The organism is Paenibacillus silvae (genome assembly GCF_014639235.1).
Lineage (GTDB): Bacteria > Bacillota > Bacilli > Paenibacillales > Paenibacillaceae > Paenibacillus > Paenibacillus silvae.
Genome location: NZ_BMFU01000014.1, coordinates 78262 through 96120, shown reverse-complemented (window position 1 = coordinate 96120; position 17859 = coordinate 78262). Strand labels below are relative to the sequence as shown.

At 49.2% G+C, this 17859-nt stretch carries 12 protein-coding genes; 3 read left to right on the top strand and 9 right to left on the bottom strand.

Going from position 1 to position 17859, the window contains the following annotated elements; all coding sequences use genetic code 11:
- Window position 1 precedes the first annotated feature (1 nt).
- From IEW26_RS26570 to IEW26_RS26545, 6 genes are all read right to left on the bottom strand, one after another.
- The gene (locus IEW26_RS26570; protein ID WP_188594576.1) at window positions 2–1357 is read right to left on the bottom strand and encodes a diaminobutyrate--2-oxoglutarate transaminase; all 1356 of its coding nucleotides are present in this window, start codon (window positions 1355–1357) and stop codon (window positions 2–4) included.
- A 425-nt stretch (window positions 1358–1782) separates the two neighbouring features.
- The gene (locus IEW26_RS26565; RefSeq protein WP_188594575.1) at window positions 1783–2808 is read right to left on the bottom strand and encodes an ATP-grasp domain-containing protein; all 1026 of its coding nucleotides are present in this window, start codon (window positions 2806–2808) and stop codon (window positions 1783–1785) included.
- 324 nt (window positions 2809–3132) lie between these two features.
- On the bottom strand, window positions 3133–3960 hold the full coding sequence (locus tag IEW26_RS26560) for an ABC transporter ATP-binding protein (protein ID WP_188594574.1): 828 nt from the start codon (window positions 3958–3960) through the stop codon (window positions 3133–3135).
- Window positions 3961–3972: 12 nt separating this feature from the next.
- On the bottom strand, window positions 3973–5016 hold the full coding sequence (locus tag IEW26_RS26555) for a FecCD family ABC transporter permease (protein WP_188594573.1): 1044 nt from the start codon (window positions 5014–5016) through the stop codon (window positions 3973–3975).
- A complete protein-coding gene (locus tag IEW26_RS26550) occupies window positions 5013–6026 on the bottom strand; it encodes a FecCD family ABC transporter permease (protein WP_188594572.1) in 1014 nt (337 codons plus the stop codon). Before IEW26_RS26550 ends, IEW26_RS26555 begins: the two co-directional genes overlap by 4 nt.
- 96 nt (window positions 6027–6122) lie before the next feature.
- The gene (locus IEW26_RS26545) at window positions 6123–7136 is read right to left on the bottom strand and encodes an ABC transporter substrate-binding protein (protein WP_188594571.1); all 1014 of its coding nucleotides are present in this window, start codon (window positions 7134–7136) and stop codon (window positions 6123–6125) included.
- Between the two features lie 449 nt (window positions 7137–7585).
- Between IEW26_RS26545 and IEW26_RS26540 the strand changes: the two genes are divergently transcribed.
- Complete coding sequence (locus IEW26_RS26540; RefSeq protein WP_188594570.1) at window positions 7586–8161, top strand: hypothetical protein; 576 nt, start codon at window positions 7586–7588, stop codon at window positions 8159–8161.
- A gap of 222 nt (window positions 8162–8383) precedes the next feature.
- Window positions 8384–10156, top strand: coding sequence for an alpha-glycosidase (locus IEW26_RS26535; RefSeq protein ID WP_188594569.1), 1773 nt, complete (start codon window positions 8384–8386; stop codon window positions 10154–10156).
- An 867-nt stretch (window positions 10157–11023) separates the two neighbouring features.
- Here IEW26_RS26535 and IEW26_RS26530 read toward each other — a convergent pair.
- The 3 genes from IEW26_RS26530 to IEW26_RS26520 are packed head-to-tail and all read right to left on the bottom strand — an operon-like array spanning window position 11024 to window position 15197.
- The gene (locus tag IEW26_RS26530; protein ID WP_188594568.1) at window positions 11024–12394 is read right to left on the bottom strand and encodes a class I adenylate-forming enzyme family protein; all 1371 of its coding nucleotides are present in this window, start codon (window positions 12392–12394) and stop codon (window positions 11024–11026) included.
- Complete coding sequence (locus IEW26_RS26525) at window positions 12388–13809, bottom strand: cysteine peptidase family C39 domain-containing protein (RefSeq protein WP_188594567.1); 1422 nt, start codon at window positions 13807–13809, stop codon at window positions 12388–12390. Before IEW26_RS26525 ends, IEW26_RS26530 begins: the two co-directional genes overlap by 7 nt.
- Window positions 13806–15197 carry an alpha/beta hydrolase gene (locus tag IEW26_RS26520; protein WP_188594566.1) on the bottom strand — a complete coding sequence of 464 codons (1392 nt, stop codon included), beginning with the start codon at window positions 15195–15197 and terminating at the stop codon, window positions 13806–13808. Before IEW26_RS26520 ends, IEW26_RS26525 begins: the two co-directional genes overlap by 4 nt.
- A gap of 473 nt (window positions 15198–15670) precedes the next feature.
- Between IEW26_RS26520 and IEW26_RS26515 the strand changes: the two genes are divergently transcribed.
- Window positions 15671–17827 carry an alpha-amylase family glycosyl hydrolase gene (locus IEW26_RS26515; RefSeq protein ID WP_188594565.1) on the top strand — a complete coding sequence of 719 codons (2157 nt, stop codon included), beginning with the start codon at window positions 15671–15673 and terminating at the stop codon, window positions 17825–17827.
- Window positions 17828–17859 lie beyond the last annotated feature (32 nt).

Genomic DNA, 17859 nt, shown 5'->3' with positions numbered 1-17859 from the left:
TTTAGTGCACCGTGGATGTGATAGCGACGGCTTCGGCTACCGATTGTTCAAAAATCGCCAGCACCTCGTCCGCTTCCTTCTCTGTAATATTCAGCGGCGGCAGGAAACGTACAACTGCCGAATGACGTCCGCCAAGCTCCACAATAAGTCCGTTACGGAAGCACTGCTGCTGAATGACAGAGGCCAGCTCCCCATATTGCAGGTAATGTCCAAGACGATCTTTACCGCCCTGCGGATTAACTATCTCTACACCGATCATCAGTCCCCGGCCACGAACATCACCAATCTCTGCAAAACGTGCCTTCAGCGCTTGCAGCCTTGTCATAAACTGCTCGCTGCGCAGCTTCACATTATGCAGCACATTATGCTCACGGATGTATCGCAGCGTAGCCAGCCCCGCTGCCATGCCCAGTTGATTGCCACGAAATGTACCTGTATGGGCCCCTGGCTTCCATTGATCCAGCTCTTCCTTATAGATCACAACAGACATCGGCAGGCTTCCCCCTACCGCTTTGGAGCAAATAATGACATCGGGTACAATACCTGCATGCTCAAACGAAAACATACGACCAGTTCGACCAATGCCCGTCTGTACCTCATCAATAATGAGGGGGATACGACGTTCTGCCGTGATCCGGCGCAGCTCTCTCAGCCATTCCAGATCTGCGGGAATCGCCCCACCCTCGCCCTGTACCGTCTCCACAATCACACCGCATGGCGCTGCAATCCCGCTCTCGCAATCATGAAGCAGGTTCTCGATGTACTGTGCGCTTAACCGGGCAGTCATGCCTTCACCTACACCAAAGGGACAGCGATACTCATACGGAAATGGCAGGAAATGCACGTCTGGCAGCAGGCTTTGCAGCTGTTCTTTTTTGCTCAGATTACCGCTCATCGACATCGTTGCCTGAGTTGAACCATGATACCCGCCGCTAAACGCCAGAATGGACTTTCCACCTGTCGCATGTTTCACCAGCTTGATTGCTGCTTCCACAGCATCTGCCCCGGTTGGACCGCAAAACTGGATTCTCGACGTATCCCGCATCTCCTCAGGCAGCATGGAAAACAGCTCCTGCATGAACGAAATTTTAAGCGGTGTAGCCAGATCCAGCGTATGTAACGGAATCTGCTGATCCAGCATTTCCCGAATGGCGTTTACAACCGTCTCATGGTTGTGCCCGAGCGCCAGCGTTCCCGCACCGGCCAGGCAATCATAGAACTCACGGCCTTCCGTGTCTGTAATCCGGATGCCTTGTGCCTTACGGATGACGAGCGGAAAATGCCGGGAATATGCTCGCGCATTTGACTCCTTCTCATGCAGCAGCTTCAGGTAATCCGTCTGTACCTCTACTGACATAATTGTTAAACGCCCCTTATCATCAATTCAGGCTAGAGAATGCCTGTTCATTTGCTTGGTACTGGTTCTTTGCTATATAAGTTGAACTAAAGATTTTACACCATCCACTCCGATGACAGAATAACCTGGAGAGTAGCGGTTATCCCCAGATTTTTTTGAATTCCCTTCTCTAAAGGGAAAATCCGGTGATAAGCGTATGCTTCCGATGCAGCTTTCTTGCAGAAAGCTTTCAGGCGACCGCTCCGCTTTTTCAGGTTTTTTCTGTGCTCTCCGTTAACGTGTAAATGAATCATTTAATTTATATAGCACCAAACGGGTTCTTTACTGATCTATTGGTCATTGAGAACATGATCCTGATATGAGCCGTTAGCGCAGCTTTCAGCTCCTGGGATATCTAAACGTTAATTACCGCTAACTATCGGCCGTTAACTGTGACATACATATTCCAGATATTGACGCACAACGTCCCTTGTTGTCCCGCCATGCGGATAAACATGATGTGTCAGATCCGGCAAAGCGTTCACCTCCAAAATACCTCCTTGTGCGGATGTCACAGGAACACGGATGTCCTTACAACGCACGTCTATACCGGCAACATCGATCCGGAGCGCCCTTGCAGCCTGAACCATCATACGGGCATTATCAGGATGGATATGCTCCATACAATCACAGTAATATTCACTAATCTTCCCGGCTGCCGAATTCCGCAGATCATACAGTTCGATTTCTTTCCCCCCAAGGGGCACGTCATCAAGACTTACACCTTGCTTGCGAAGAACGTTCAACAAACGTACAACCGCCAACTCATGATGCAGTTCAATCTCGGGAAAAGCTTCAACCCTTCCGATTTCTGTCTCCATAATCCGGCTGTTGTTCAGCGTCTCAATAAGTTCCCTTACAGATGAGCGGCCATTGCCTACTACGTAAACAGGCCGGTATTGGTTAACTGCGGCAACCTGCTCATTAATGATCAGCACCCGGTAATCCGTTCCAATGACATACTGCTGCAGCAGTATTCCGCTGCCGAACCCGGCGGCGAGTTGAATGGCCTGGTTCAGTTCAGCATCGGTACGCACATCCAGTGTGACCCCCTGACTGCTGCTCGCATCCAGCGGTTTGACCACGATGGAGCCATGTTGTCCCAGAAAAGCCTCCGCTTCTTGCCCCATTGCCGTCACAACGATATGTGGCGGGACTGGCATGCCCTGCTCCTGCAGCAGCAGATTACACGCCTGTTTGTTCTTGGCAAGCAGTCCGGCGATCAGCGGCAGACGATGTGTTCTTGTTTTGTTAATGATGACCTGCTTGTGTTCCAGCGACAGCTTCAGGAAATCCTCGCATCCATCCACAAGCGGTTCACAACGAATGCCCATTTCTCTCGCTTTATGCAAAATCAGCCGATTCTGCAAGTTTTCCATGCCTTTCGGAAATACGGAGTCACTTGTGCTCATGAAGTTCATATCCGACCTTTCTATCGGTTGAATTTATTGATAATGATTATCAATATCATGCAAAATCTATTTTATGGCAATTCTCGACAGATTGTCAATATAAAACTTTAAAGGTAAAAATAGTTCTTTTAAGAGGAGACTCTCACACTAAGGCTGTTTGTAGGGATCAAAAAAAGGCATAACAAAACGGGCGAGTTATAACTTGAATGTTCTTCTACTCGCCTGCTCTGTTATCGCCGTGATGACGAAGTTTTGTAACTGCGTGGGGGATATGTGAGTTGTAGTTCATGTAAAAAACCAGTTAATGATACATAAACCTGCCGCTCATCTAGCAAGCTGTGTATAATGACGCTGCTCTGCATTCAGCTTCCTTCCTCTTCCGTGCGGGATACAGGTCGGCGTACCGAATAACGGATCAACAGCGATGTCACATTCCATCTGAAAAACGTTGCGCACAAGCTCGCGAGTAATAATGTCCTCCGGTTTACCTTCCGCATAGATCGACTTGTTGTGCACCGCCACAATATGGTGTGCATACCGGCAGGCCAGATTCAGGTCGTGCAGCACCATAACGATGGTACGCCCTTCCTTCTCGTTCAACTCAAACAGCAGATCCAGAATATCAATCTGATGGGTCATATCCAGATACGTTGTAGGCTCGTCCAGTAAAAGTGTTTCTGTCCCCTGGGCAAGCGTCATGGCAATCCATGCACGCTGACGCTGGCCACCCGACAGGGCATCTACCGGCCGATCAGCCAGAGCCGTCAGATGCGTGGATTCCAGAGCCAGCTCCACCATGCGCTCATCCTCACGCGACCACTGCTTCAGCCATGTCTGGTGTGGATATCGCCCCTGGCGAACCAACTGGCTCACTGTAAGCCCTTCTGGCGCCGTTGGCCCCTGCGGCAAAATAGACATGCGTCTTGAAATTTCTTTGGTCGGCAGCTTGGCGATCTCTTCGCCATCAAGCAGCACGGTACCCGCACTGGCTTTCAACAATCTTGCCATTGTACGCAGCAGTGTAGACTTGCCGCAGCCATTACTGCCGATCAGCACCGTGATTTCTCCCTTGGGAATGATCAGGTTCAAATTCTCAATAACAGGCTCTGCTCCATAGGAGATGGTAAGCTCCTTGGCCTTCAGAATACTCACGGCTTCTCCTCCTTAATATTGATTTCGATTTTTGAACAGCAGATACAGGAAAAACGGTGCGCCAATGCCTGCGGTAAATACCCCGGCCGGAACATCAAGCGGCAGAAATGCCGTTCGTGCAATCAGATCAGCCGCGCATACAAGTAACGCCCCGACAAAACCGGACACGAGCAGCAGACTGCCAAACATACGTCCAACCAGCTTTCTTGCGATATGCGGTGCAATCAGACCGACAAAACCGATTGTCCCGGCTACCGACACGGCAATTCCCGCAAGCAGTACACTGCATAACAGCAGCGCAGACCGGTGCCACTGCACCTTGACGCCAAGCCCCGTAGCCAGATCATCCCCGAATTCCTGTGCATTCAGGCTCCGGGCTAACCAGATGGCCAGTGGCACAACGATGACAACAACAGGCAGTATCGTCTTGATATCTGTCCAGGTGGCTCCGTAGATGCTGCCCGTCAGCCAGATATAAGCCTGAGTGGCTGTATAGAACGGGCTCAAAATAAGCATAAAGGTTGTACCTGCCCCGGTTATACCCGATACGCCGATGCCAATCAGCACAAGCCGGATCGGTGTAACTCCCTTTTTCCAGGCCAGCACATAAATAATGAAAGCCGTGGCCAGCGCACCGACGACCGCGAATAGCGGCAACAGCTTGATACTCAAAGCTCCGCCCAGCAATGATACGAACCCTACCGCAGCTACGGCAGCCCCGCCCGTTATACCGATCACATCCGGTGAAGCGAGCGGGTTACGAATAATGCCCTGTAACAGTGCACCCGACATGCCAAGTGCGGCACCTACAAGCAGCGATAACAATACACGCGGCAAACGCAGCGTAAGCACGACAAAATCATGCTCGCCTGCGTTCAATCCCAGGATCGTTCGCAGCACATCCCACGGCGCAATAAAGTCACTGCCTAGACTTGTTCCGACAATGACGGCTGCCAGAAACAGAATGACACACACGGAGATAACCAGCATGGATTTGCGCTCCACCTGCATCGACACGGTATCCTTTTTATTACGATACGTCAGCATCTTCTTCATATCTTCGTTACCCCCTTACGGGCAATGTATACGAAGAAAGGTCCGCCAATCAGAGCCGTCATTACACCCAGCGGTACCTCTTGCGGCATGATAACCAGCCTTGCCACCACATCGGCAGACATGAGCAGAATGGCTCCGCCTGCGAAGCAGTACGGCACAAGCCAGCGATAGTCATTGCCGACCAAGGCACGCATGATATGGGGGACAACCAGCCCAACCAGTCCAATAGAACCTGCTACCGCAACAGATCCACCTGCAAGCAGGACAACCACAAAGCCCATCAGCACCTTAACCAGCAAAACATTCTGTCCCATGCCTTTGGCAATGTCATCCCCGGTCAAGAGCAGATTGATCGCCCGCCCCATAAAAAGAGAAACTAGCGCGGCCGCAGCCATGTACGGCAGCACAGGATACAACATTTCCAGTGTTCGTCCGCTTACGGAACCGGCAAGCCAGAACAGTACATCCTGCAATCCTGTGCCATCCAGCACCAGAATCGCCTGGGTAAAGGAGGCAAACAAGGCTGAGATGGCCGTCCCCGCGAGCACAATTTTGATTGGTGTCAGACCATCGCGCCCAAGGGAGCCAAGACCATACACAATAGCGGCGGAAATGGCTGCTCCTGCGAATCCAAACCACATCATCGTGGTCAGAGAGGACACGGATAACACAACAACGGCAATCACAATAAAGAAAATAGCACCTGAGTTAATTCCGAATACACTCGGAGATGCCAGTGGATTACGTGTCAGCGCCTGCATCAGTGCCCCGGCAGCTGCAAGGCTTGCACCTACAACAGCGGCAATGACAGTACGCGGTAAACGTTCGGTCATAAGCACCACCTGTTCAACTGAAGTTTCATCGTAGGCATGCCAGACCTGCCAGAGCATATGAAGTGTAATATGGGTGCGGCCCAGCATCATACTGACAAACGCCGCAAGCAGCATGAGCAGAAATAATGCGATCAACCCGTATGTTTTGGCACTCGCTTTGGTAAAAAGGGGAAACATACACTCACTCTCTCATCTGTAAAATGAAAAAGGACCAGCCTGCCCATTCACTTCGCTTGCGAATGTTCTGGTGCATGGCAGGTCCTGCTGCTGTTATTACTTATTCAGGTTGAAAATCTTGTATAAATCATCCAGCATCATATTGGCTGACGTGTATCCGCCCGCCATATTCCAGGCAACCTCGTCCACCTGGTAGAGCTGATTGTTTTTCACCGCATCGAGGTTTTTCCACAATGGACTGCTCGTCCAATCTTTATAGTTCTTCTCAATCGCAGCGGCATCAGTACCCGAGTTGAAGTTAAAGATCATATCTGCATTCATATCCGGAATGTTCTCTTTGGAAGCCAGCTGCACGCCCCATGTATCCTGATCATGCCCTGCAGGTCTTGTGAAGCCGAGCTCTTTCAAAATTTTCCCCGCGTAGCCCATATAGAAAATGCGAACCTGATCCGCTCTAAAGTTGGTAATCGTTGCTTCGATCGGGAGGCGGTCGCCCATCTTCTCTTTGAAGTCAGCGACACGTGTTTCCCAGTCTGCGAGCAACTTGTCAGCCTCTTGCGTTTTATTCAGGGACTCCCCAACCAGCTTCAACGTTTCTTTCCAATCAAACAACGTTTCAGTCACTACGGTAGGTGCAATCTGAGACAGCTGATCGTATATCTCTTCATCTCTGATCTTCGTTGCAATAATCAGGTCCGGCTTCAGCTTGTTGATCTCCTCCAGATTCGGCTGGGATTCCTGACCGACTTGAGGTACACCGTCGAGGTCTTTACGCAGATATTCATACACCGGCTGCTGAACCCATGATTCAACGACACCTACCGGCTTCACACCGAGAGCAACAACCACATCGTTCGCCCCCTGGAACAGCGTTACGATCCGTTGCGGAGTGCCTTTGATTGTGGCTTCACCCATCGCATGTTTGATGACCCGGGTCTCATCTGCTGCCTTGGCAGAGGTATCTTTATCTGTGCTGCCTTCGGTGCTGCTGCTTGTTGCAGAGCTTGCTGTATTGGTGCTGCCCGACCCTCCGGAAGCACAACCAGCCAGCAGCGAAATCATAAGAATAAGCGCTGCATAAATATATAATTTTTTCTTGAATTGAAGCATGGAATGTCTCTCCCCTTTTCTTCCTAAATGATATTGAATCTCATTATCATTTGTATTGTAATGGAGAACTTTCATTTAGACAAGCTTTAATTTGGTAAAACATTCATGATGTTATTTTGTCATTCCATCTTATAGAATGCTTCTATTAAAGGCATTTTGAATCAACCTATATAATATGAATCCATACTTTTAACAAAACCATATATGTAAAATTTATCTTTTTTATTATCGCTGCTATACCCCCTTTGCTTTCGTTTCGTTTGTGAAAGATGAGATATTCATATTAACTTATGATTATGCATCACATCTCTTTTTTGTAAGAGTAAAATAGATTTATACAATGATTGGATAAGCTTTATTTTCTAAATAATTCCTGTATTTCAACCTGCTTATATGTTAGATTATCCCTTGGTATAAAATCACATTTATAGAGACAGGGGACAGTTAACATGAAAAAGAATTGGGTTCTAGCGATCCTGATGAGTATCGCATTGTTAGGCGGCGTATTTGTTCCAGCCGGGCATTATGCTTCAGCGGCAGACAGCACAACAGTAACTTCGGATGAAGAAGTCAACGTAGATAATGGCAGCCCGGAAGAACAGGAACTGACAGCGGATGAGCAGGATCTTCTCGATTATATTGACGCACTGGACGCAGCTGGTGTATATGAAAAGAAAGCGTTGGACGCCGTAGGCGGAAGTACATACATCACCTCTTCGAATCGTAAATCTATCTTTCTGACATTAAACAATACAGCTATTCCAAATTACACGAAGTATGTTTCCATGCTGAAGCAGATCAAGCCGGAAAATGCAGAGCTGAAAAAAATTCATGACAAATTGATCAGAGGCAGCTACGCACAGCTGGAGGCCTATCAATTGTTCAAAAAGGCGGTTTCCAAAACAAAGGTAAACAGCACGTTCCTCAAGCAAGGCAATGACAAGGTTGCTGCAGGCAAGAAGAGCATTGAGCAGTATCTTAAAGAAGTTCAGAAATACGCAGAAAAGCTGGGGTATGAGTTTTAATCCTGTCTTCTGGATAACAGTTAATTGATAAATAAGGAAAAAAAGTGTTTTCTTTTGCAAAAACAATTCGTATAATAGCGATATAATCCAAAGGCTATGCTGCCGAAAGGTACAACCTCGTGAACGTTAGAGGCTGTGCCTTTTTTGCGTTTTCCAGTAGTATTTTTAGCGGCGTTTGTAGCCTGATTTGCTTTTATATCCATGTGCCAAGGAGTGATTTTCATGATGTTGGAAGCGATCTACCACCGTCCCAAACTGAACTGGTCTTATGCGTACAACCGTAACACCATGCATCTTCGCTTACGATCCAAACGAGGGGATCTGGATGCCGTTATTGCGATTACAGGTGACAAATATGCCTGGGACCGGACCATAACGCACATTCCTATGCGGATTTTTGCCCGTGACGAGATGTTTGACTACTGGGAGGCCGAGACATCTCCGCCGTATCGCAGACTGCGTTATGCCTTTCAGCTTATCCAAGGGGAAGAATCTGTGTGGATGACAGAACGAGGATTTGAGCAGACACTGCCAGAGCATCCACTGGAAATGTTTGATTTTCCATTCATGAATCCGGTTGATATTTTTGAGCCACCTGCATGGGTTAAGGATGCTGTTTTTTATCAGATTTTCCCCGAACGTTTTGCGAATGGTGATCCTGCTTTGACTCCAGCTGGTGCAGAAGCATGGGGCGGTGAGCCTACACCGGTCAATTTCTTTGGTGGAGACCTGCAGGGTGTGATGGATCATCTCGACCACCTGAGTCAACTGGGGATTACGGCGATCTATTTCTGCCCGCTGTTTGAAGCTACAACCAACCACAAATACAATACTGCTGATTACCTGAAGGTCGATCCTCAGTTCGGTACGAATGAGCAGCTGAGAAAGCTTGTGAATGCCTGCCATGCTCGTGGTATACGGGTTGTGCTTGATGCGGTGTTTAATCATTCGGGAAGGGAGTTCCCTCCTTTTGTCGATGTCATGAAGAATGGCCCTGCTTCCCCTTATGCGGATTGGTTTTACATTAAGGATTGGCCGCCACGTGTAGAGGATGGCATTCCGACATACGACACTTTTGCATTTGAGCCGCTTATGCCAAAGCTCAACACAGAGAACCCCGACGTCAAAGCCTATCTGCTGGAGGTTGCGCGCTTCTGGATCGAAGAGATGGATATCGATGGATGGCGGCTGGATGTGGCCAATGAGGTGGATCACCAGTTCTGGCGCGAATTCAGGCAGACGGTCAAAGCGATCAAACCCGACGCCTATCTGCTCGGTGAAATCTGGCATGATTCCTTGATGTGGCTGCAAGGAGATCAATTCGATGCGGTCATGAACTACCCTTTTACCAACTCTGTGCTGGATTACACTGTATATGGAAAGCTGGACGGACTTGGATTCGCCAACGAGATTGGCAAACTGCTCGCCTCGTATTCACAACCTGTTACGGAAGCAGCCTTTAACCTGCTTGGCAGTCACGATACACCACGTCTGCTGACTTTGTGTGATGGGAATGTGCGGAAGATGAAATTAGCCGTAATGTTGCTTTTCTCATACCCGGGTGCACCTTGCGTATATTATGGGGATGAGGTTGGACTGGACGGTGGATACGATCCGGGCTGCCGCAAATGTATGGAGTGGGATGCAAGCAAGCAGAACCGTGAACTGCTCGAATTTTTCACATGTACCATCGAGCTGCGCAAACAGCATCCCGCCTTACGTAGCGCAGAGCTGAAGATCATCTATGCCAAAGCAGGCGACCCTTGTCTCGCTATGGAGCGTGTAGATTCGGAGACGGGGGAACGCGTGCTGCTTGTACTCAATGCCATTGACGAGCCATGTACATTGGAGCTGGCATGGGGAGATCGTAACGTCTGGCGTGATCTGCATACCTCATCTCCGGTTGAAGCCAGACAGAACAAGTTGACCCTGGATCTCGCAGCATACGGCTTCTCTTTATTACAGCTTGAAGCAAAGCAACCAGCAGAAGCCTGATTATTAGCAAGAAGCGGTCTTGATGCTTGCCATTTACATCGCTTCTCTCTCTCCAAACAAGCACAGCACTCCAGCAGCTAATCGTCCTGCGCCGTTTGCAACGCTGCTCGAAGGGCGCTGCTCGAAGGGCGCTGCTCGAAGGGCGCTGCTCGAAGGGCGCTGCTCGAAGGGCGCTGCTCGAAGGGCGCTGCTCGAAGGGCGCTGCTCGAAGGGCTAAACGTGATTCACGTTCAGCCCTTCTTTTAAAAAACAATTAAATCATGCCGTGCACCTCCCTCTCCCCCGCTTCCCAAACTCTAACGATTTCAGATGACCTTATTCGTCCGAATTTAGCATTGCTGGAATTCTAACGAATCTGAGCAACCTTATTTCCCCGAAAAACCACAATAATAGCGTTCCCCCCAGCAAAATCATCCAAATAACGTTTCTGGGGATCGTTAGAATTTGAGAAGCCTTCATTTGCCCCAAATAAGGCTTCTGGGGATCGTTAGAAAATGGATGTTGTGTCTGGACTCTGACTTATACGCTGAATTGAGTTAAATTCAAAATTTCGATGAATAAATCATAGATTGCTGGTGTTATTCTAGTTCCAGTTAGCTGGTGTTATTGTAGTTATGTTATAAGGTTATTCCGTTTATTGAAGGTACTAGGGGTTACTGGATTTGTTGAGTTGCTTCTCTTAACTCTTATCGCTGCAGAAAACCGAAAAAACGCATATTCCTTTTAATTATGCGTTCTTTGGTTCATCATATAATTTTATGGATTTTGTTGAATTTATACATTTTGTCAGCTTGTCCAGATTAAATCGAGAATGGCTGAGACGATTTAGTCAGGATGCTGATGCAAATTTTCCCCTGTAAAACGAGATTATCCCTCATTCACGGAGGATACTGACTTTCTGACCTTTTTCATACGCGTGCTAACCAGTTCCTCTTCGGTGACAACGATTTTCTGCGGAATTTTATATGCAGGCAGCTTATCCCGGCAATAAGCCCAGACGACACGGCGCAGTTCTGCTAATGAACAAGCCTTTGCAAGTCGAATGGTAGCTTTCACCTGTTGTCCTGTGATTCCGCTCACCTCGCCTGTGACCACCGCCGCCTCAATGCAATCCATCTCTTCAAGCACACTCTCGACTTCAGCGGGATATACCTTCCAGCCACCTACATTAATGATCTCGGAACGACGGCCCAGAATGCGGATATATCCGCCCTCCACCACAGCCTCGTCTCCCGTACGCAGCCAGCCGTCTACTGTAAAAGGAGATGCAGCATTCAGATAACCGATCATCGCCGTTTCGGTATGAATCTGCAGTTCACCGTCCACAACCCGGCACTTCACCTCATCATCCTGGATGGAAAATAACAGAGATCCCGGCTCTTTGGAACGTGTCGGCAAAATGCCTATTTCCGACATCCCGTAGGCCTGAATGGTTCTGATCCCCGGAAAGCGCCGAGTCCAGGCTGTCAGAACCGATTCGGGCATCACTTCCGAACCATAGGAGACGACTTCCAGGCTCGACAGATCGTACGCTTCGTCTTGTTTTCCGAGAAGCAGCAGATTCATAAATGTCGGGGAAACGGGCAGTGCCTGTACGCGATGTTTCTCAATCGTTCGGCATACTTCCTCTGGAGTACGATTTGCCACAATGCACAGGCATCCGCCACTGGATAGCGATTGCAGCATTGTATTTACCCCGCCGATATGGTCAAACATCATGAAGGGTATAGTCCGCAGGGGACGCACCTGCCGTTGAAAGGATTGTAACAGCCGATCTGCCCGATGAACCGTCGCTTTGCTCACCCCGGTAGAACCTGAAGAGAACAGAACCAGACCACCGACCTGCTCCAGAGCCAATTCAGTCAAAATGGATGACATCCCTTCTTCATGAGACTCGCACCTCTGTCTTGCAACGAGCTTGCCGGCGTCTATCCCCAAGCGTACACCCACATGTGCCAGCTTGACATACTCGTCCCGTTTCGCTTCAACCAAATTTCGATCGATCGGAAGCACAATGCACCCTGCTCCAAGCAATGCCAGCATTGCCGATGCTGCATAAGGAGAATAGTCCTCTTCCAATGTAACCACTTGCCCCGACACGCCTTCTCTTGCAATCCAGTCCCCCATCAGAAGAATCTGATCAACCAGCCAATCGTAGCTGTGTTCCTGATCCTCCCAAATGAATGCAGGCCGAGATTCAAAGGCTGCAAACCGCTCCAGCAAATAGTCGATTACCACCTCGAGCCCTCCCGATCACTGACGCCCATCCACTGCTGCGCCAGATAATCCACCAGCGAACCTACCGTCTGGTATGGACTTTCAGGCAAGGCTGCAGCTGCAATCTCGGCGAGAGCATTCCCTATCTCTTTTCCCCATTGCTCTTCAATGCCTTGCTCCACCACAGCCAGCAAAGACACCAGCTGCAGCGAATCCAGCTGTCCATCACGGCCGTAGAGCGGAGCGTTCCCGCCCTCTTCCAGCGGAATAAAGGTGTTGTGATACGCATTCAATTCACGGCAGCTATCCAGTACGATGCGCAGCAGGTCCGACCTGTAATCAGGCCCGATGACTGTCCGGGATTGTCGCGCATATGTGGAAGCTTGAGGCAGTGCTCTCCTTAACGACTCATACCATCGCCATTCATCGGCGACCAGTTCTTGCACTACACCTGACAACTGTGCTCGCCAACCTTCTGAATGCTTCATCCGTCCCACCTGAAGCAGGTTATTGGCCTTTTCCCATCGCAGAATGATATTTGCATATTCTCTGGCATACTGATCGAGCGGTGCACCCAGCCATTGAGCTGTCTCCTTGAGCAAATCCCGGAAAAAATATCGGCTCCAGCGCATATCAAAAAGCAAACCGGCCAAACGGGGTTCGCTCTCTGCATCCCCTCCTGTACTTCCTTTTAGCGAATTCACAAGACTTGCAGATACAGCATGTCCAAAATAAAAATTCCGTTCTCCCTCCGTAATCCTTCTTCCCGTCAAAAATTCATGCACATGTGTAGTCAGTGCTTGAGCCAGCATCTCCCGATAACCATGCGAATCCAGCGGGACTGTGGCCCGAACGTCCATCGTTCCGTAGGTTTGCAAAGCTTCCTTTCGTTTAACACCTGCAAGTTCAGAAATCGCCTGATTCCCTCTCCAGAAATCATGAAAAGCCGAATACTTCACCTTGCCTTTAAACTTGGAAGGAACAGGGTCGTAGACATGAATATAATGCTCGTCCATGCCGTACACCGCAAGCCAATGATCCACCAGATGAAGCCTTGAGCCTTGTTTGATGTGTTTGTGAATATACTCGGGGTTGTGATAATCATCGCAATATGGAAGATGATAGCTGGTGCCTGTCGCCAAAAAAAGTCTGCCCGTCTCAAGCTGTCTCCGAATCTGTATTATCCCTTCCTCAAAGCTGCGCAGCTCCTGTTGATTATTCAGCTTCCAGATGGGTTCCTCATAATCCAGCTTGTGAAAATAAGCTTTTACCAAACCGCTATCTCCGCATGAGGGCAAGGTGTATAATCGGCTGGCAGCCAGAAGGGGAAGACTTGACATGGAGCCCTGCCGCTCCAGAACTTCATGAATCAGAGGGAAATTACATGGATAATAATAGGGGATGTCCAGTGTTGGAGCGAATGAATGGATTATCATTTGAGGGAGCCTCCTGTTCCTGCTTTGGCATGCACACTGCCCCAAGCCTGGATATGATAGTGGAGATATAGGTTGTCGGTCGCACGAAATACGCGATTGGTTATAGGATTGCCATCCTGATCGGTCTCGAAATGCCGGAAACCACGCGTAAAACGGAAGGAGAAGCCACTGTCCCGCGGAATGAGATAACAGCCCTCATAGTGGCCCTTGCCTGTATGCATAAGCTTCATGCCCATTCCGCCGTAGATTGATTCGTCCAGTTCCGGTTGCCCCGATAATGCTGGTGCCAGCTCGGCTTGCATACAGACTTGTACACATGGAGTAAGTTCTGGAATAACCCTGTAATTCTGTGCTGCCGTCAGTTCGCCGACTTGCAGGGTGATCGTTGCATTCCCTGTCATATGGGGAATCAATGCACCATCTTCATGGACCTCAAGAATTTCGGGGTGACTTGAAACATACTCTCCGCTTGGCAATGTCAGATTCAAACCATGATCATACTGGAGCCGGGCCTGCACCCTTACCTGCATCCCGCCTTGCAGTCCGATGACGTCTCTGCCGTACAGCTCCAGTGCAACAGGTCGTCCTGCTCGTCCGAACATGTATAAAAGGGGCAAATGCACACGTGCCCCCCAATCCGCTTCCTGATGGCAGGCATTCGGCTGTTCGAAGTAAGCCAGCTTTGTCATATCCGCTCCCCGGTCCAGCATCTCCTGTACGACCCGTCTCACCTGCTCAGGCAGAAACAAACCCTCCGCATCCCCGATATCCACCCACATGTTTACGTCTGGGACTTCATCTGGCAAACGGTACATGGCTTTTTCCCGCAGTCCATTTTCTGCTTGTTCATCCAGCTGTACATCCACAAAATACGGAGACATCATGATCAGTTTGCCAAACACATCGGGGTGACGCATTCCGATATGCAAGGTGCATAATGCCGCAGCCGAGGACCCAAGTAAGGCCGTGTTATCTCTGTCCCTCAATGTCCGATAACGCTGATCCATCATCGGTTTAAGCTCATGAATGATGAAATGCTCGTATTCCATTCCAGAGCCTTCCATACCGGGCATTCCCTGCTCGGAATCAACGTAGTGGTAGAACTCGTTGTGGGTAATCGGACGAACGTGTGCAATGGCAACGATAATGAGGGGCTCCATGCGACCAGAAGAGATGAGTTCATCCACTGCTTGATCCAACTGCCAGGTTTCGTTCGCAGGGCCCGATGGCCCGAAGGCCCGTTGTCCGGCATGGACATATAAAACAGGGTAATGCCGCTCCGTCTCTTCCTCGTAATCTGGCGGGAGATATACGTGGATGTTACGCTTGTTGCCAAGCTGGGAGGCCTGAATATTTTCCAGACACTCAATAACCGATTGCTTCTTCACTGCCTTCAACCGCCTCTCTATTCCGTATCCTGCTGTGACTTGCAGGGTGACAACAAACAACCCCGCCTCAGAAGAGACGGGGTTGTTCCGGATATGTCAGCTGGACAAGCAGGCTGAATCCGGAATGCATAGCCCTTAATTTGGATGAATCTGCGAATAGTTTAAATCGACCGGGACACTTTTGTAAATATAAAAATAGAAAAAAAATGCTCAGAAAAAAGTTATTGACATAAAACCCAAATTTTCTTACGATATCGATGTGAAGATAACTCGAGGGCCATGCTCATTAAACCCCAGCGGTTTAGGACAACCCCGGTAACTCCCCAAGGAGATGCCGGGGCTTTTGACGTGTGCTTCCTAAAGGAGGGATGCTGCCAAGCAACTAGCACGAGATACATTTTTGTAAGCGCTACAATTAAAATTCTCATCCTTATTTTTCAAAAAAATACGATATTCACGAAGGGTGGATTACCATGTTTCAAATGGCCAAACGCGCAATCCTCAGCACCACACTGACCCTCGGTTTGCTTGCCGGCAGCGCCCTGCCGTTTTTGCCAGCTTCTGCTGTATACGCCGATCCGGACACCGCTGTAACCAACAAGCAAAGTTTCAGTACAGATGTGATCTATCAAGTGTTTACGGATCGCTTTTTGGACGGCACCCCCTCTAACAACCCTACTGGAGCGGCCTATGATGCAACATGCAGCAATCTGAAGCTGTACTGCGGCGGAGACTGGCAAGGGTTAATTAACAAAATCAATGATAACTATTTCAGTGATCTGGGTGTCACGGCACTGTGGATTTCCCAGCCTGTCGAAAATATTTTTGCAACAATCAACTATAGCGGGGTAACAAACACAGCCTATCATGGCTACTGGGCACGGGATTTCAAAAAAACGAATCCATATTTCGGCACGATGGCCGATTTCCAAAACCTGATTACAACTGCCCATGCCAAAGGCATCAAGATTGTCATTGACTTTGCACCGAATCACACCTCTCCGGCGATGGAAACCGATACCTCTTTTGCCGAGAACGGCAAGCTGTATGATAACGGTACACTGGTAGGTGGATACACCAACGATACCAATGGCTATTTCCATCACAACGGCGGCTCTGACTTCTCTTCCCTGGAGAACGGCATCTACAAAAACCTGTATGATCTGGCCGACTTCAACCACAATAATGCGACCATCGACAAATACTTCAAAGATGCGATCAAACTGTGGCTTGATATGGGCGTTGACGGTATTCGGGTGGATGCGGTAAAACATATGCCTCTCGGCTGGCAAAAGAGCTGGATGTCCTCCATCTACGCACACAAACCGGTGTTCACCTTTGGAGAGTGGTTCTTGGGATCAGCTGCATCCGATGCAGATAACACAGACTTTGCTAACAAGTCTGGCATGAGCCTGCTCGACTTCCGTTTTAACTCTGCGGTGCGTAACGTTTTCCGTGATAACACGTCCAACATGTACGCTCTGGATTCCATGATTAACAGTACAGCTACGGACTACAATCAAGTGAACGATCAGGTGACGTTCATTGACAACCATGATATGGATCGTTTCAAAACAAGTGCGGTCAACAATCGCCGCCTGGAACAGGCTTTGGCCTTTACATTGACTTCACGTGGTGTGCCTGCCATCTACTACGGTACCGAACAGTATCTGACGGGAAATGGTGATCCGGACAACCGGGCCAAGATGCCTTCGTTCTCCAAATCCACTACAGCATTTAACGTCATCAGCAAACTCGCGCCTCTGCGCAAATCCAACCCAGCCATTGCCTACGGCTCCACGCAACAGCGCTGGATTAACAATGATGTATACGTTTATGAGCGCAAATTCGGCAATAGCGTAGCCGTTGTTGCCGTGAACCGCAACCTGTCCACACCAGTGAATATTACAGGGCTGAGTACATCCCTGCCTACAGGCTCATACACGGATGTACTTGGTGGTGTGCTGAACGGAAACAACATCACGTCCACGAACGGCAGCATTAACAACTTCACCCTTGCTGCTGGCGCAACGGCAGTATGGGAGTACACAACTGCTGAAACGACACCAACCATTGGTCATGTTGGTCCGGTTATGGGAAAACCAGGTAATGTTGTGACAATTGATGGCCGTGGATTCGGCTCGACGAAAGGCACGGTGTACTTCGGCACCACAGCGGTTAACGGAGCAGCGATTCTGTCCTGGGAAGATACACAGATTAAAGTAACCATCCCTTCCATTGCCGCAGGCAACTATGCAGTCAAAGTTGCTGCGAGCGGAGTAAACAGCAATGCCTATAACAACTTCACCATCCTGACTGGCGATCAGGTTACGGTTCGGTTTGTCGTTAACAATGCCTCCACAACGCTTGGACAGAACATTTATCTGACAGGCAACGTAGCCGAGCTTGGCAACTGGAGCACCGGTTCCACTGCCATTGGACCAGCATTCAATCAGGTCATTCATCAATATCCAACCTGGTACTACGATGTCAGCGTGCCGGCAGGCAAACAGCTGGAATTCAAATTCTTCAAGAAAAACGGATCAACGATTACATGGGAGGGCGGTTCTAACCACACGTTCACCACACCGGCAAGCGGAACAGCAACCGTTACCGTGAACTGGCAGTAAAAGTAAGAGCTGCGCCATATGGATACACAAGC

Coding starts and splice junctions, on each gene's coding strand:
- IEW26_RS26515 (WP_188594565.1), top strand. CDS start 15,671: ATGTTTCAAATGGCCAAACGCGCAATCCTCAGCACCACACTGACCCTC.
- IEW26_RS26555 (WP_188594573.1), bottom strand. CDS start 5,016: ATGAAGAAGATGCTGACGTATCGTAATAAAAAGGATACCGTGTCGATG.
- IEW26_RS26540 (WP_188594570.1), top strand. CDS start 7,586: ATGAAAAAGAATTGGGTTCTAGCGATCCTGATGAGTATCGCATTGTTA.
- IEW26_RS26550 (WP_188594572.1), bottom strand. CDS start 6,026: ATGTTTCCCCTTTTTACCAAAGCGAGTGCCAAAACATACGGGTTGATC.
- IEW26_RS26565 (WP_188594575.1), bottom strand. CDS start 2,808: ATGAGCACAAGTGACTCCGTATTTCCGAAAGGCATGGAAAACTTGCAG.
- IEW26_RS26570 (WP_188594576.1), bottom strand. CDS start 1,357: ATGTCAGTAGAGGTACAGACGGATTACCTGAAGCTGCTGCATGAGAAG.
- IEW26_RS26545 (WP_188594571.1), bottom strand. CDS start 7,136: ATGCTTCAATTCAAGAAAAAATTATATATTTATGCAGCGCTTATTCTT.
- IEW26_RS26525 (WP_188594567.1), bottom strand. CDS start 13,809: ATGATAATCCATTCATTCGCTCCAACACTGGACATCCCCTATTATTAT.
- IEW26_RS26535 (WP_188594569.1), top strand. CDS start 8,384: ATGATGTTGGAAGCGATCTACCACCGTCCCAAACTGAACTGGTCTTAT.